The following is a 16,010-nucleotide window of genomic DNA, read 5'->3' as shown; positions in this document are numbered from 1 at the left end:
CACCCGAATTTACGCCTGTGAACTGGAAGGAGCCGACTCCCCAGGTTGAAGCAGGAAATAAGCTTCAATTCTGGCATTACCAGGTTTGTCCTAGTTTTGCCGGAATTGTGTAGGTATTTTACAGCAGCTTAGTTTTAGACTTAGTTAGGCCGAAAGCTAGTGGGTAATTAGTAGGTTTCCCAGAAATAAGGACACACTCAAGAAAGGGGTGAGAGAAAACTTCCTGATTTCCCTATCTCCTGTCTCTCAAAAACTAACCCGCAACAGAAATGAAGTCACCAAAAATCTCTAACATTTCAAAACTAAATTAATATTGCCCACTAGAAATCTCCAATAATAAAAAATAAAATCAATTATTGGACTAGATATATCAATTATTTCCCCCTACTCCCTACTCCCTACTCCCTACTCCCTCTTTTCTAAAGAATAATTGGCTCAAAAGTAGGTCTACCAAATTTTACAGACGGTATAAGCACATCTAACAATCGATCCACCACTTGCTTCCAAGTAAAATGCTGAAGAACCCATTTAGGCCCAGTTTGACGAGCATGGTCTAACAATAAAGGTTTTTCAATAACTGTTTGCATTAATTCAATCAAATGCTCTTGTTCTGGGACTACAGACCAGAGGGTATCTCCATCCCTTGTATAATTAGTCTGGAGTTTACTATCAATTTTTAAAGCAAAGTCCGAGTTAGTAAAATCATCTGTGGGGCCACCTTTTGTACATATTACAGGCAAACCACAAGCTGTTGCTTCCAATACTGGCAAATTAAAACCTTCAGCTAAATAGGGAGAAACATAAGCATCAGCAACTTGATAAAGTTGAGCTAGTTCAAGAAATGAAAGAGTTTCACCAACATAGATAATTCTAGATTTCACTTTTTCCATCTGTGCACCAGTAAGTGCAACTTTGCTAGCTTTGAGAATAGAGTCTTTAGAAGGAAAAATAGCATCCCTACCTTTAAGGATAAGTTTGGTATCTGGATAACGCTCAACAATGGTGGCAAATGCTTTCAGTAAGCGCCCCACTCCTTGACTACTATTGCACATGACCCCAATGTTGAGAAATACAAAATAGTTATTAATGCCCAACTTTTGGCGCAGCATAGTTCTCTGAGAAGTTGGTAAAGGATGATAAATATTAGAGTTGACACCATGAGGGACAACAGCAACACGACTTTCTTGAGCACCACTGCGAATAAACCCATTTTTTGACCAGTGGGAGGGGGTAATAATAACTGCATCCCCTTGAGCATGAGCTTCTGCAAAAGATTTTACACCCATTCCGTTAACAATAGATTTGGTGACAATACCCCATTCAGTGCCAGCAAAAACTACTGTTCGTTTGCTTGTGGAGAAACTGAGATTAAATGGAGCATATATCCGTAATGTGGCATCAGCAGTTTGTTGAGGAGATGGTTTGGGGATGTTGCGTAATGCTATTTCTGCATCAGGAGAAAATAAACCTTTGACGGGTTGCCAACTTTTGCTAACGTAAGGCATATCCTGATGATAAATTTGTAGATGCTTTCGGTTCAGCATTTCTAGTAGTTGGAATTGATTTACGATCGCATAAGAATGGGGTAAAAAACGCCAACCTTGGATGATAATACGCAATGGGTTAATACTCCTAGATATTCGGGTTTTTAGTAGTCATAGTTGAGATTTTTACAGCATTGTGTCTATCTCAATACAAAAAGTGATATAATGGTAATTCTACTGTTATGAAAAGTTTTGATAAAGAACTACTCTGACTTTAATAAAAATGTTAACATGATTAATAATACAATAAAAAATTTATTTGAGTTATTAATTGTTTTATGAGTATAAGTAGTAGAACGGAAAATCATATCGGCTGGGTGAAAGTAGTAATAAATTATCTGATATTTACTTTGATTTTGCCATAAATAAATCTAGTTATCTTTGTGAAAATACATTTAGATAGTCAAAAATATTACAGATTTTTTGAGAATGATTGGGTACAGTTAAATCTTGATTTATATTCCTTATTTATTATTGGCAATACCCATAAAATTTTGCACTTAATAAAGTCGAAAACTGCTTTAGTTTTAACTAATAAAAAAATCAAAGGAGTTTCCATGAATCAAAAAAAAGAACACACAATTATGGTAGTCGATAATGAATATCGAAATGCCAATTTAATGTTGAATTTATTAAAATTTTCTGGTTTTAATGTCATCGTAGTAGAGGATGGGGAAACTGCAATTGAGACAGTAAAAAATGTATTACCAGATTTGATTTTACTAGATATAATTATGCCAGGAATAGATGGTTTTGAAGTTTGTAGTTACTTGCAAACTTCAGAAAGAACTAAAAATATTCCTATTATTTTTATGACTTCACTTTCTGAATCTGATGAAAAAATCAAAGGTTTAAATTTAGGAGCTGTAGACTATATTGTTAAACCGTTTAAAGCAGAAGAACTGTTATCTAGAATAAATATACATATACGCTTACAAAAAGAGATCAAAGAACGGACTAAAGCAGAAATAGAATTGCAAAAATCTGCATCCGTTCTGGAAGATAAAGTACAGTCAAGAACTGCAGAACTTTCTCAATATTTAGAAGAACTTAAAGAAGCTCAATTGCAACTAATTCAAAGTGAAAAAATGTCTAACATTGGGGCATTAGTTGCTGGTATTGCCCATGAGTTAAATAATCCAGTTAGTATAGTTGTCGGTAATGTTAATTTAGCAGAAACATATCTCACAGCAATTATTAATCACATTAAGTTATATCAAAAACAATTTCCTGAGCCTGGTCTAATAATTGAAAAAGACGCGGAAGACATGGATATAGATTTTCTGATTGAAGAGCTACCAAAAATCTTATTTTCCATAAAAACAGCAAGCACTCGCATCAGCGAAATTAGCGTATCATTGCGAAGTTTTGCTAGAGCAGATAGTACCTCAAAAGTAGCTTTTGATATTAATGAAGGCATAGATAATACTCTGACAATTTTACAGCATCGACTAAAAGCTAATCATCAGCGTCCTGCAATTGAAATCATCAAAAATTATGGAAATTTACCTCAGATTAATTGTTATCCAAATACCTTAAATCAAGTTTTTATGAATTTGTTAGTCAATGCAATTGATTCTTTAGAAGAATATAACTATAAAAAATTTAAAACTTATCAAGAAATTCTGCAAAATCCAAATCGGATTACTATTACTACTTCAATTATTGAATCCTATGGAGTAGAAATTAGAATAGTTAACAATGGACTGGGAATACTGGAAAATCTCAAAGATCAACTATATGAAACTTTTGAAAATACCAATACTTACAATAAAATCAGCAACTTAGGATTATCTATGAGTTACTTAATTATAGTCAATAAACATGGAGGAGAATTGGAATGTAATTCTCTTTCTGAAAAAGGAACAGAATTTGTGATTAAATTACCAAATCAAAAAAGAGAAAAAAGTTAGAAATAATTGAATAAATTTTACTATACATATATTGATAACGCTCTTGATTATCTACTTCTGATATGAAATACAAAAAATTGTGTTACTTACGAATCTCCCCATCTCGAAATCTCCCTCTCTCCCCATCAGTAGTTGGTAGCAAACATTAACGTATTTCATATGATCTATATCAGTAGACTGCTAATTTCTTATTATTCAGATTATTTTTAATGTAAGCATTTCCTGCGGAATGCTGCGCAAACAACTATTAGCTGTCAGCTAGCCTCCTCCGGAGGAACTGCGTTAACAACAACAAGACTCTCTCATATAGGACAGTGTTTAAATTGAAATAGACTTTAATACCAATTTGAAAAAAGAATGCTACAAAAAGGTAGATGTTAATCGGATATGCTTAAAAATAGCTATTCGAGTTAATTTTAGATAGTTATTTATATCTTTTTTACATTTTTTTAAATATTTATCCCTTCTTCCTTCTTCCCTCTTCCTTCTTTCGTACGGACTATGCAACTTCCCTACCATTTGTAACAAACATTTATCAAATTTTTATAAGGGCAAGGGAGCCAATTTTTGCAGTAAGACAATTAATAAAGCTTTTATCCTAAACTAAAAGCAATAGCTAATAACTCTTACTTTTTAATTTATTCCCTGCCATAATAAATTGACATATTTGAACGTCTAAATTTTAGATTTTAATTTAATTATCTATCAGCATTTAATACTTAATATTAAACACTTTTAATATAGTTGTATAGATGTTTTTATGTTAAACTTAAATTATACATTACTGAACTGAATTTTAAAAAATTTAAAGATGTATGATTTAACTCAATTTGGTCTCAGAGATATGTCTGAATGTGGGCTAGTTTTACGCCAATTAGGAAAAGATGCTCATACAACAGAAGAGGTAAGCAATCGGATTATTAAGTATCTTTATGAAAATCTAATTAGTAAAGATATTAAAGAAAAATCCTGTGCGCTAATCCGTATGTTTCAGACTATTTCATATAAAAAACTCAGCTACGAACTACAAGAATATGCTTCTACATTATTAAATAATCAATCAGTCACTCCTGATTTAAAATGCTTAACCTTGCTGAGTACTGCTGGGGAAAAACCAGAATGGAATTTACGACAAAAATCTTCTGGACACAAAGCAATTCCTTTAGCAAATAAAGCAGCGATCGCTAAAATTCCTATGATATCAAGGCTAATTCAACAATTAGGATTAGAAGTTAGTCAAGTGGTAGAAACAGACCTAAATTTATTGGCTGATTTAGAGCAAAAAATGTACAACGTATTTTATGTAGCTGATGCCTTGGGTAGCCCTTATATTCCAGCACAAAAATCATTTGTAATTCCTTTTAATATTAAATCTGTAATCGGATTTGGAGGTTTATTACCTTCAGGAAATATGTTTGTAGTTTTAATGTTTTTAAAAGTAAAAGTACCAAGAGAGACTATTGATTTATTAAAACCATTAGCACTAAGTGTTAAGATAGCACTTTTGCCCTTTGACCAAGGTGAAATTTTCTCATCTAGCCAAGGTAAAGATCGAACAATTAATCAGAGCGAACTAAAATATAAAGATAAAATTATTGAACAGCTTCAATCAGAAAATGCCACATTACATCAGTTATTAGATGTATCAGGAAAATCCACATTAATTCAATCTGACCGTTTAGAAAAAGCAATTGCCGAACAGCAAAAAACCCTAGAAAAACTACAGACAACCCATGCTCAATTACTACACACAGAAAAAATGTCTAGCTTAGGACAAATGGTAGCTGGTGTTGCCCATGAAATTAACAATCCAATTAACTATATTCGTGGAAATATTGCTCCAGCTCAAGAATATTTTCAAGACATACTAGAATTGCTAGAGATGTATCAGCATAAATTTCCTCATCCTACACCAGAAATTCAAATTAAAATAGCAGAAATTGACCTGAATTTTATTAAGAAAGACCTCAATGAAATTATCAGGTCTATGGAGATAGGTACAGAAAGAATTTATGAAATAATTAAGTCAATGCGTAACTTTTCCCGGTTTGAAAAAGCCGAATTTAAACAAGTTGATGTTCATGAAGCAATAGACAGTACATTGATGCTTTTAGATAGCCGGATTAAAGCAACAACTTCTTCCCCAGAAATTAGAGTTATAAAAGAATATCAAGAATTACCATTAGTTGATTTTTATGCTGGTCAACTTCATCAGGTATTGATGAATATTTTGAGTAATGCTATTGATGCGTTGGATGAATATAATGAACAGCGCACCCCAGAAGAAGTCAGGAAAAATCCGAGTCAAATTAAAGTTTGTACTAAAATTTTAAATAAAGAGTGGGTAGTAATTTCAATTGCAGATAATGGTTTAGGTATGACTGAAGAAGTTAGCAAAAAATTATTTGATTCTTTCTTTACAACTAAATCTTCAGGAAAAGGAACTGGATTAGGATTATCTATTAGTTATCAAATTGTTGTGGAAAAACATGGCGGAAAATTATTGTGTTATTCTCAACTAGGGAAGGGAGCAGAGTTTATAATTCAGATTCCTATTAGGCAGAAAATTAATCAAGTAGTATCTTCAACAATTAACAATTAACAATTATTAATTATTAATTATTAATTGTTGAAGATATTTATTTATCCCTCTATACCTGGTGTTCTCTATTATAATCTCCAAAAAAGAATATGAAACCCTGATTCTGTCTAGGTGAAAATCTAATTTATGGAGATGTCTATTACTGTTTCTTGATAAGTATTTAACCGAATATGATATTATAGCAATAGGAAATAATTTATAAAAAATCTAAGGATACATAAAAACTCTGAAACTTTTATTTCTATTCCCTCTTTTGGTGCCCGTTCCCTTGCATCTTTTTCCGATGCCGGGTCGCACCGCTGTTCCCTAAATTCAAAGATATTTTTACTCGCAACTGAAATAGGGTTGCTATATATATATACTTTGAACTCAGAGTATCAAAAAAATTAATTTGAAAGCTAAATTTTCAAGCATTGCCAGAGATGAAAAATCAAACAATCCCAAATAAAAAAATTCAGAAAGTTAGGCGAGATTATAACTCCTGGGTAGCAACAGAAACATTAGAAGACTATGCCTTACGTTTTGCTCCTAAATCTTTTAGGAAATGGTCAGAATTTCAAGTAGCAAATACTGCTATTGGTGGAACTTCTTTTTTGGCTTTAGAAGCTATTGGTGGTTCAATTGCTATTAGTTATGGTTTTGCTAATTCTTTCTGGGCAATTTTAACTGTAGGGATAATAATTTTTCTGACTAGCTTACCTATATCTTATTACGCATCTAAATATAATATTGATATGGATTTGCTGACCAGAGGAGCAGGTTTTGGTTATATTGGTTCCACAATTACTTCTTTAATTTATGCCTCTTTTACCTTTATATTTTTTGCCCTAGAAGCAGCAATTATGGCTCAAGCTCTAGAGTTATATTTTCACCTACCTTTATACCTTGGCTATTTAGTCTGTTCCATAATAATTATTCCCCTTGTATTTTTTGGGATAACTGTAATTAATCAACTGCAAATTTGGACTCAACCAATCTGGTTAAGTTTAATGATATCTCCCTATATTTTTATTCTTTATAAAGAGCCAAATGCTTTATCAAATTGGTTTAATTTTGCAGGTAGATCGGTCAGTGGTGCAGAATTTAATCCACTTTTATTTGGAGCGGCAGCAACAGTTTCTTTTTCTTTAATTCCTCAAATTGGCGAACAGGTAGATTATCTCCGCTTTCTGCCAGATAAACAAAAAAATAATCAGATTAAATGGTGGTTAGCGATGATTTTAGCCGGACCTGGTTGGATAATTATTGGTGTAGCTAAAGAATTGGGAGGCGCATTTTTAGCTTCTATTGCTGTTAGTCATGGAGTTAGTTTTGCTAAAGCTACTCAGCCAATACAAATGTATTTAATAGGATTTACTGAGATATTTGATGACCCAAAAATTGTCTTAATAATAGGAACTCTATTTGTAATTATTTCTCAGATAAAAATTAACGTTACTAACGCTTATGCAGGTTCTTTAGCTTGGTCAAACTTCTTTTCTCGATTAACTCATAATCATCCTGGTCGTGTTGTTTGGCTGATTTTTAATGTAGCGATCGCTCTAGTTTTAATGGAGTTAAATGTATTTGCTACTTTAGAAGCAGTATTAGGATTATATTCTAATGTAGCCATTGCTTGGATAGGAGCATTAGTTGCCGATCTTGTAATTAATAAGCCGTTAGGAATTAGCCCTTCTTACATTGAATTTAAACGAGCTTATCTACATAATATTAATCCTGTTGGTTTTGGTTCAATGCTGATTGCTTCAGCAGTATCAATGGCTGCTTTTTTAGGAATATTTGGCTCTGTTGCTCAAGCTTATTGTGGTTTTATTGCCTTGGTTTTAGCATTTATTCTTGCTCCCATAATTGCCATTATTACCAGAGGTAAATACTATATTGCTAGAGAAAATCAATATAAAAAAATTAATCTTTCTGACACAGTGGAATGCTGTATTTGTAATCAGAAGTATGAACAGGAGGACATGGCATACTGTCCTGTTTATCAAGGTTCGATTTGTTCTTTATGTTGTAGCTTAGATTCCCATTGTTATGACCGCTGCAAAGAAACTACCACAGCATTAACTCCGATAACTGAAAAACCGTTACTTACCATTGCTCGGAAAATTATCTCTAGTAAATTTTCCCCACAATTAGGATTAAGAGTGGTTAAATTTTTAGGTATTTTCCTATTTATTTCTGGGTTAGTAGCATTAATATTTGGAGTCATTTATTATCTTGATATATCTCAATATTTAGGGAATAATTCACAGTCATTACTAATAACCCTAGTAAAATTATATCTGCCTCTACTGTTATTAATTGGCATAGGAAGTTGGTGGTTAGTATTGACTGAAGAAAGTAGAAATTTAGCCTTAGAAGAACTTAACTCTCAAAATTTACAACTGGAACAAGAAATTAAACAGCGCCAAGAAGTAGAAAATTCCCTGCGACAGTCGAAAACTAAATTAAAAGAACAAACTCAACAGCTTCAACAAACTTTGGAAGAATTAAAACAAAAAGAAACTCAGTTAATTCAAACAGAAAAAATGTCTAGTTTGGGGCAATTAGTAGGAGGCGTTGCCCATGAAATTAATAATCCTGTGAGTTTCATTTATGGTAATCTTGACTTTACATCTGAATATACTAAACAATTACTAACCTTAGTCAAACTCTATCAACAACATTATCCAGAACCAAAAGTAGAAATTGAAGAATATATTGAGGAAATCGATTTAGAATTCTTGAAAGAAGATTTATCTAAAATAATTTCATCAATGACAGTAGGAGCAACTCGCATTCGTCAAATAGTTCAATCTTTACGCAACTTTTCCCGCCTTGATGAATCAGAATTAAAAACAGTTGATATTCACGAAGGTATTGATAGTACTTTATTAATTCTCAACAACCGATTAAAATCTCAATCTAATAGTTCTGCTATTGAAGTTATTAAAAATTATGCTCAACTTCCTTTCATTAATTGCTATCCTGGTCAACTTAATCAAGTATTAATTAATATTATTAATAATTCCATTGACTCCATAAATGAATACAATCAAAAGCCAACTTCTTTAAATATTCAAGATTACTCTGGCATCATTCAAATTCGTACTAAAGTTTTAGAGCATAATTGGGTAGAAATTTCTATTGCAGATAATGGTATTGGTATTAAACCGGAGATAATAAATAAATTATTTGATCCCTTTTTTACAACTAAACCAATAGGTAAAGGAACAGGTTTAGGACTATCTGTTAGTTATCAGATTATTGTGGAAAAACATCAGGGTAAACTTTTCTGTATTTCCACACCAAATAATGGTGTAGAGTTTATCATTCAGATTCCAATCAAGCAGTAATTTAGTCTAAAGTCTTTTGGTTGGTGCTTATTATTGGTAATATTCTTTTTTCATGTTTGGTATAACAAATATTTATTAAATAGACATCTCCGAAAAAGATATAGATTTTTTGCAGGAGTAGGCAACAGGCAACAGGCAACAGGTAAGATATTTTGATGAAAAAGGCACGAAAAAGGATTTTTTAGGGTAAATTTTTCGTATCCTTAGCTTGCTCTAGTTAAAAGATTTATTTTCTGGAGATGTCTAATAAAATTTATTAGGATAAAATTGAAATTTTGATACAGCAGATTCCACTTTTGTGAGGGAAATTAATCGCAGGCAAGATGCCCGCACTTGCATTCATTTAATTGTTAAATATTTGTACTTCTTATACTTGGAATATACTGTATCTCTTAATCAGAAGTGACAGAAAATATTATTGTTGTTTAAAATTTTTAATTCCTCAATCTATCATACAAACATTTGAAAATAAAAATCGTAAGCATTTCCTGCGGAATGCTGCCCAAACAGCTATTAGCTGTCAGCATTTCCTGCGGAATGCTGCACAAACAGCAATAAGACTTTCCCCTTAAAGGCAGTGTTTAAATGAATATATACTTTAAGCTCAAGGTAGCTGACTTTCATAGTAATATCATGTCCGGTTGAACAGTGATAAATAAATAACTACGGAGTCCTCAGGAGTCAGGAGTCAGGAGGGAAGAAATGAAGAAGGAAGAGGAAGAATAGGACAAGAAGAAGAAAGTTTTTTTATAACTAATTATCCGGACATGATATAAGATTTAATTGTAGCTAAATTAATAAGCTTTGATCGCGCACTAAAAACAATAGCTGAATAGCTGAATGCTGACAGCTGAATGCTTACTAAAAATCAACCAAACAATAATAGGGAAATTAAAAAAATCTTAAGTAATACAACTAATAATATACTATCGACGAAAATGAAAAAGAAAATATAAAAATTATCTATGCTATTCGTAATTTTATAGATAAATTCACCAGATAATATTATGCAAAATTTATCTCTTGAAACTCTAGGTATACCACCTAATGCTTGGGAAGTTGATGAAACAACAGCAGATATTACTCGTCCTCCTCTTCCTGCTAAACCCATTGTCATCAAAACAGAAAACAAAAGCATTAAATTAGATTTAGCCAAAACAGCAATTCTAATTATAGATATGCAAAATGACTTCTGTCACCCCGATGGTTGGTTAGCTCATATTGGTGTAGATGTAACACCTGCACGGTCTCCCATTCAACCACTAATAAATTTCTTACCACAATTGCGATCGCAAAACGTCCCGATAATTTGGTTAAACTGGGGAAACCGTTCCGACTTACTAAATATCAGCGCTGGGTTACGCCATGTTTATAACCCTACTGGGAAAGGTATAGGTTTAGGCGACCCACTACCCAAAAATAACGCCCCCGTACTTATAGAAGGAAGTTGGGCAGCAGCAGTTGTGGATGAGTTGGAGCAACAAGCAGGAGATATTCGCGTGAGTAAATATAGGATGAGTGGGTTTTGGGATACTCCCCTTGATAGCATCCTGCGAAATATGGGCAAAACAACTCTCTTATTTGCAGGAGTGAATGCAGATCAATGTGTAATGGCAACATTACAAGATGCAAATTTCCTTGGTTATGACTGCATTTTAGTTTCAGACTGCACTGCCACTACTTCCCCTGAATATTGTTGGCAAGCTACTATTTATAATGTGAAACAATGTTTTGGGTTTGTCACAAATTCTCATGCTATTTTAGAGGCTATTAATTGAATAAGGCAGAAGGAAGAAGGAAGAAGGAAGAAGGAAATTAAGGTCAAGCAAAAAGTAAAATTTCCAAAAACCTTTGATTTCCTGTCTGATAAAAATTATAATTTTTCATGTCAACATGATTAATTCTGATGCCACTGATGTCTAAGCAAAACTACAATTAAATAATCAATAATTTCCTGAATAAATTAACACTATTACCTATAATAAAATGATTACTCAATGCATGATTCCAGTCCTTAAGTCTCCCCAAGATTATCAAGCATATCGTATTAGTCCCAATGATAGTAATCGATTAGCAATTATTTTTGATCCCGTAATTGCAAATGCTTCTTTGACTGTATGTTTAGAAATTTTTGATGTGGGGGGAAAAACTCCTCCAAATCGACATAATTTAGCGGTAGAAATGTTCTTTATTATTAAAGGAGAAGGAAGGGCAATATGTGATGGGAAATCTGTTAATATTCGTGCTGGTGATAGTATTCTAGTACCACCAACAGGGATTCATGTCATAGAAAATACTGGCTTAACTCGTCTCTATACTTTATGTATTATGGTGCCAAATGAAGACTTTGCCGAACTAATTCGTAGTGGAATGCCAGTAGATTTAGACGAAGAAGATATGCAAGTTCTTTCTCGTTCAAGTTGTATTTAAGAAGGAAGAAGGAAGAAGGAAGAAGGAAGAAAGAAGAAGAAAGAAGGAAGAATAAATAAGGAAGAATAAATAAGGAAAAACTGGATGGGGACTCAAACCCCAACAAGCTTTTCAACAATTAATAATTAATAATTACCTCTCCTTGAAAAGAAGAGGATTGACGTTGTAGGGAAAATTTTTTCTTTTTTATCCTTTTCCTTTTGCCAAAAATTAAAATGAAAAAATTATATTATATCTGCTTAATTAGCACTCAAAAATATTTTGATTTCTATCCTCCGTTATATCAATTGCGTGTGAAGATACACAGAATTATGAAACTTATTACTTGTCTGTATTTATCTACAGTAAACTTGAAAGAATAAAAGATCAAAAAAAATTTTTGATTCAATCCTCTTATTTTGAAAGATAGGTAATAGTTAACAATTAATAATTAATTATTGGACTTCTTCTTGGGTGCATCTCAATGCAAGAATAAAGCCAAAAATTTATCGCTTTTAGGCAACAGCTCCGGAAAGCAACAGGGAATAGAGAATAGGGAATATATAGGAAAAAAGTATTTTTGCAAATATTGAGATGCACCCTTCTTATTTACCGAAAATTTTGGTTTAAAGTCTCCCCTTTTAAGGGTATAAAAAGAAAATTCTGCATTTTCTTGCCTCTCTATTTCAGGAGAAACTGTTAACTGATAACTGATAACTGATAACTGATAACTGATAACTGATAACTGATAACTGAATTGAACTGTTCCCTAACAATATTAAAATGAAAGTATTACCCAAAGAAACAGCTTCAATATTTACCAGAGATGAAGTACGTCTAGATGCTGATATTTATCGCCCTGATGCAGAGGGTGAATTTCCAGTACTATTAATGCGACAACCTTATGGCAGAGCGATCGCTTCTACAGTAGTCTATGCTCATCCAAAATGGTATGCTTCCCATGGTTATATTGTGATTATTCAAGATGTACGAGGTAGAGGTACATCTCAAGGAGAATTTCAACTATTTGCCCATGAAATTGAAGATGGAATTGATACTATTAATTGGGCAGCAAATTTATCAGGTTGTACTGGCAAAATAGGGATGTATGGATTCTCTTATCAAGGCATGACTCAACTATATGCTGCTAGTGCTAAACCTCCTGCTTTAAAAACAATTTGTCCTGCTATGATTGCTGAGAATTTATATTCAGAATGGGCTTACGAAGGAGGAGCATTTTGTTTACAAACAAACTTGGGTTGGGCAATTCAATTAGCAACAGAAACTGCTCGTTTACAAGAAGATGAGCAAGCTTATCAAGAACTTTATCAAGCAGCTAAAAAATTGTCTTTTTCGACTCCAATTCCTGCTTTATCAAAAGTAATGAATAAGTATGGGCTAGATTCTTTTTACCATCAATGGTTAGAAAATTATAAACCTGGCGAATATTGGCAAAATCTATCACCAAATTTAGAAAACATAGACCTACCAATGTTACATATTGGTGGTTGGTTTGATACCTATTTACGAGGCACAATTAATTTATATAAAAAAATATTTTGTCGTAGTAAATTCTTACAAAAATTAATAGTAGGTCCTTGGTCTCATATTCCTTGGGGAAGAAAACTAGGAGCTATAAATTATGGTTTAACAGCCTCCAACCCCATAGATGATTTACAAATATTATGGTTCGACCAATTTCTCAAAGGAGTAAATACAGGAATATTAGAGCGATCGCCTATTTCCTTATTTGAGATGGGAAGTAACGAATGGCGTAATTTTAATTCCTGGCCGAGTAATAATTATCAGTTTTATTATTTAGCTAGTACAGGACTTGCGAATATGAGAGAAGATTCAGGGAAACTCAACGATAATTGTCCTGATATTTCTACTGATGATATATTCGTACATGACCCTTGGCGACCCGTTCCAGCATTAGGTGGTCATGCCACATTTCCAGCAGGTTCTTTTGAACGTTCAGAATTAGATTGTCGTACCGATATTTTGACTTATACTTCTGAATTTTTAACAGAAGATTTACACATAGCTGGAGATATTTATGTAGAAGTATATTGTACAGCAGATACCAGTAGTTTTGACCTTTCCGCTGTGTTATCTGAAGTTAAACCAAACGGCAATGTTTATAATTTTACTCAAGGTTATATTAAGGTTGTTTCTAATGACTTACCAGTGAAAATATCTTTACAGCCAACTTGTATAAAAATTGAGAAAGGTAATGCTATTCGACTAAGTTTAAGTGCAGCTTGTTTTCCTGCGTATTTAATTAATCCTGGCATAGATAAACCACCAAAAGAAGTACAATTAATTGATGCAAAAATTATTACTATAACTGTTAGTTCAGGAAAAAATAATCCTTCACGAATTTCTTTATCTAAGTTAAATTAGGGAATAATTTTAAGATAAGGGTAAGAAAGAAGGAATAGGGAAGAAGGAGGAAGACTTAAAACTCTGAAAAAAACGTAAATTTTCTCTAGATATTCACCCTTAGGTTGACACAAACGATAAAGTACGGACATGGTATTATTCCTTGATTCTCAAAAACATAACCTTGTCATACCAATTTGAGAAATATTTGTTACAGAGAAATGTTTGTTACAAATGGTAGGGATGTTGCATAAGGACGTCCATAGGTCAGAAAGAAGAAGGGGTCATTTCAGTTATCAGTTATCAGTGAACCTCCGACTTTAGTCGGAGGCTTGAAATACTGAGTTAAATAGGGCTTGCTGATTAAATATTAAAGCATTGACAGATAAAGATTTTATCCTTTTTAGGTCTTGAAAAAGTGCCTGGTTTTCAGCTCTTTATGCTCAAAAAGTTAGGATTTTGAGCAGACAAGATTCTTACTCCCCTTCGCATCCCTACGTCTGGTGAGTCCCCCTATCTCCGCGTCTGGTGCGTCTGGTGCGTCCGGTGTGTCCTACCCCCACCAACCAATTTTTCAGCAGGCCCTAAATATTTTTTCATCCCCTTAAAAGGGGAGGCGCATACCCTCATTTTTTGGTAAATATTGAAATTGAAAAAAAGGGAAAAACGATAGATATAACTATCTAAAATGAACTGAAGCAGTGATTTTTAAACATATTGGTATTACTTATCAAAGCAGTTAAAAATTAAAAGTATTTAGCAAGAGTTATAGCAGTGAAAGCACAGGACGCGGACAATTAAAAAGTTTAAAACTCAGACAAAGTAATACTTTTCCTTCTTCCTTCTTCTTTCTGCTATATAATAATTTTGAGAAGTCAACTAAAAAATATATAAATATGTTCTATCGTCGTAGTCTTTTAGAAATTGCTGAATATATTTTTATTACTGCTTCTGTTGTAGGATTTTTTGCAAATTATATATTCGACAAACCAATTATTTATGCAGTAGGATGTGTTTTGATTTCTCTGTTAATTAATTTAGTTAATCGACATAAATTAGCAACACAAATTAAAGTAATTAAATTTGATACTACTGTAAAACTAGAGCAATATCAAGAGTCAATTTCCCAAATTATTTCCCAGTTACAAAATAGTATAGCTTTGTTTGAATCTACTGCTGAAAACTTAGAAGATAATCAGGAAAATATCAAGATTAAACCTTTGCTGGAGACCATTAAAAGTTTATCTAATCGATTTGATATTCAGGAGCAAACTATTAAACTCTTACAAACAGAGCTAGAAATGATTTCTCAGCAGTTTAAACAGCGACCAGAATTACAGCAAATTAATGATTTAACAAGTGTGATTATTGATTTACAGCAGTTTATTAATAAATTACCAGAGTGGAGCGATCTACGACAACATCAGTTTCAAAAGTTAGAAGAAAAAGTTAATCATGCTTTGCATAAACTTGAGGAAAGTATTGCAGAAGGAAAAAGGAAGAAGGAAGAAGGAAGAAGGGAGAAGGAAGAAGTGGATGGGGACTCAAACCACAACCAATTGTAATATCAAAGACCATTAAGAATTTTCAGAATGATTTTTTTACCATAGTCAGCCCAAAATACTAGCTTTTTGCAGCTCTAGGCACCGAAAAGCTGGCACTTTTTTGAACCCCAAAAAGGCTAATACCTTTATTTATCAATACGCGCGAGAATTAATCAGCAAGCCCTAATTATAACTGTTTTACCGAACATGATATAATATAGCACTCAAAGCAAACGTTAGGACAGATCAAAAGCTTAAAACTCAGACAACGTAATACT

Annotated in this window: 8 protein-coding genes; 7 read left to right on the top strand and 1 reads right to left on the bottom strand. The window is 32.8% G+C overall.

Annotated features, from left to right (window positions below; translation table 11 throughout):
• Positions 1-419 precede the first annotated feature (419 nt).
• The gene (locus F6K15_RS30170; RefSeq protein ID WP_293068392.1) at positions 420-1,619 is read right to left on the bottom strand and encodes a glycosyltransferase; all 1,200 of its coding nucleotides are present in this window, start codon (positions 1,617-1,619) and stop codon (positions 420-422) included.
• Positions 1,620-1,927: 308 nt separating this feature from the next.
• Between F6K15_RS30170 and F6K15_RS30165 the strand changes: the two genes are divergently transcribed.
• The 7 genes from F6K15_RS30165 to F6K15_RS30135 all read left to right on the top strand — a co-directional run bounded on the left by F6K15_RS30165 (position 1,928) and on the right by F6K15_RS30135 (position 15,753).
• Entirely contained in the window at positions 1,928-3,457 is a 1,530-nt protein-coding gene (locus F6K15_RS30165; protein WP_293068390.1) for a response regulator, read from the top strand.
• Between the two features lie 811 nt (positions 3,458-4,268).
• Positions 4,269-6,059: a sensor histidine kinase gene (locus F6K15_RS30160; protein WP_293068387.1), complete on the top strand. Its 1,791-nt coding sequence runs from the start codon at positions 4,269-4,271 to the stop codon at positions 6,057-6,059.
• 422 nt (positions 6,060-6,481) lie between these two features.
• Positions 6,482-9,394 (top strand): ATP-binding protein, encoded by a 2,913-nt coding sequence (locus tag F6K15_RS30155; RefSeq protein WP_293068384.1) that lies wholly within the window; start codon positions 6,482-6,484, stop codon positions 9,392-9,394.
• Between the two features lie 1,007 nt (positions 9,395-10,401).
• On the top strand, positions 10,402-11,172 hold the full coding sequence (locus F6K15_RS30150; protein WP_293068381.1) for a cysteine hydrolase family protein: 771 nt from the start codon (positions 10,402-10,404) through the stop codon (positions 11,170-11,172).
• A 208-nt stretch (positions 11,173-11,380) separates the two neighbouring features.
• Complete coding sequence (locus F6K15_RS30145) at positions 11,381-11,824, top strand: cupin domain-containing protein (RefSeq protein ID WP_293068379.1); 444 nt, start codon at positions 11,381-11,383, stop codon at positions 11,822-11,824.
• A 762-nt stretch (positions 11,825-12,586) separates the two neighbouring features.
• Complete coding sequence (locus F6K15_RS30140; protein WP_293068377.1) at positions 12,587-14,209, top strand: CocE/NonD family hydrolase; 1,623 nt, start codon at positions 12,587-12,589, stop codon at positions 14,207-14,209.
• An 875-nt stretch (positions 14,210-15,084) separates the two neighbouring features.
• Positions 15,085-15,753: a hypothetical protein gene (locus F6K15_RS30135; protein WP_293068374.1), complete on the top strand. Its 669-nt coding sequence runs from the start codon at positions 15,085-15,087 to the stop codon at positions 15,751-15,753.
• The last annotated feature ends 257 nt before the right edge of the window (positions 15,754-16,010 follow it).

Source organism: Okeania sp. SIO2B3 (genome assembly GCF_010672525.1).
Taxonomy (GTDB): Bacteria; Cyanobacteriota; Cyanobacteriia; order Cyanobacteriales; family Microcoleaceae; genus Okeania.
This window is presented reverse-complemented; position numbering and strand designations above follow the sequence as displayed.

Coding starts and splice junctions, on each gene's coding strand:
- F6K15_RS30160 (WP_293068387.1), top strand. CDS start 4,269: ATGTATGATTTAACTCAATTTGGTCTCAGAGATATGTCTGAATGTGGG.
- F6K15_RS30155 (WP_293068384.1), top strand. CDS start 6,482: ATGAAAAATCAAACAATCCCAAATAAAAAAATTCAGAAAGTTAGGCGA.
- F6K15_RS30150 (WP_293068381.1), top strand. CDS start 10,402: ATGCAAAATTTATCTCTTGAAACTCTAGGTATACCACCTAATGCTTGG.
- F6K15_RS30145 (WP_293068379.1), top strand. CDS start 11,381: ATGATTACTCAATGCATGATTCCAGTCCTTAAGTCTCCCCAAGATTAT.
- F6K15_RS30140 (WP_293068377.1), top strand. CDS start 12,587: ATGAAAGTATTACCCAAAGAAACAGCTTCAATATTTACCAGAGATGAA.
- F6K15_RS30135 (WP_293068374.1), top strand. CDS start 15,085: ATGTTCTATCGTCGTAGTCTTTTAGAAATTGCTGAATATATTTTTATT.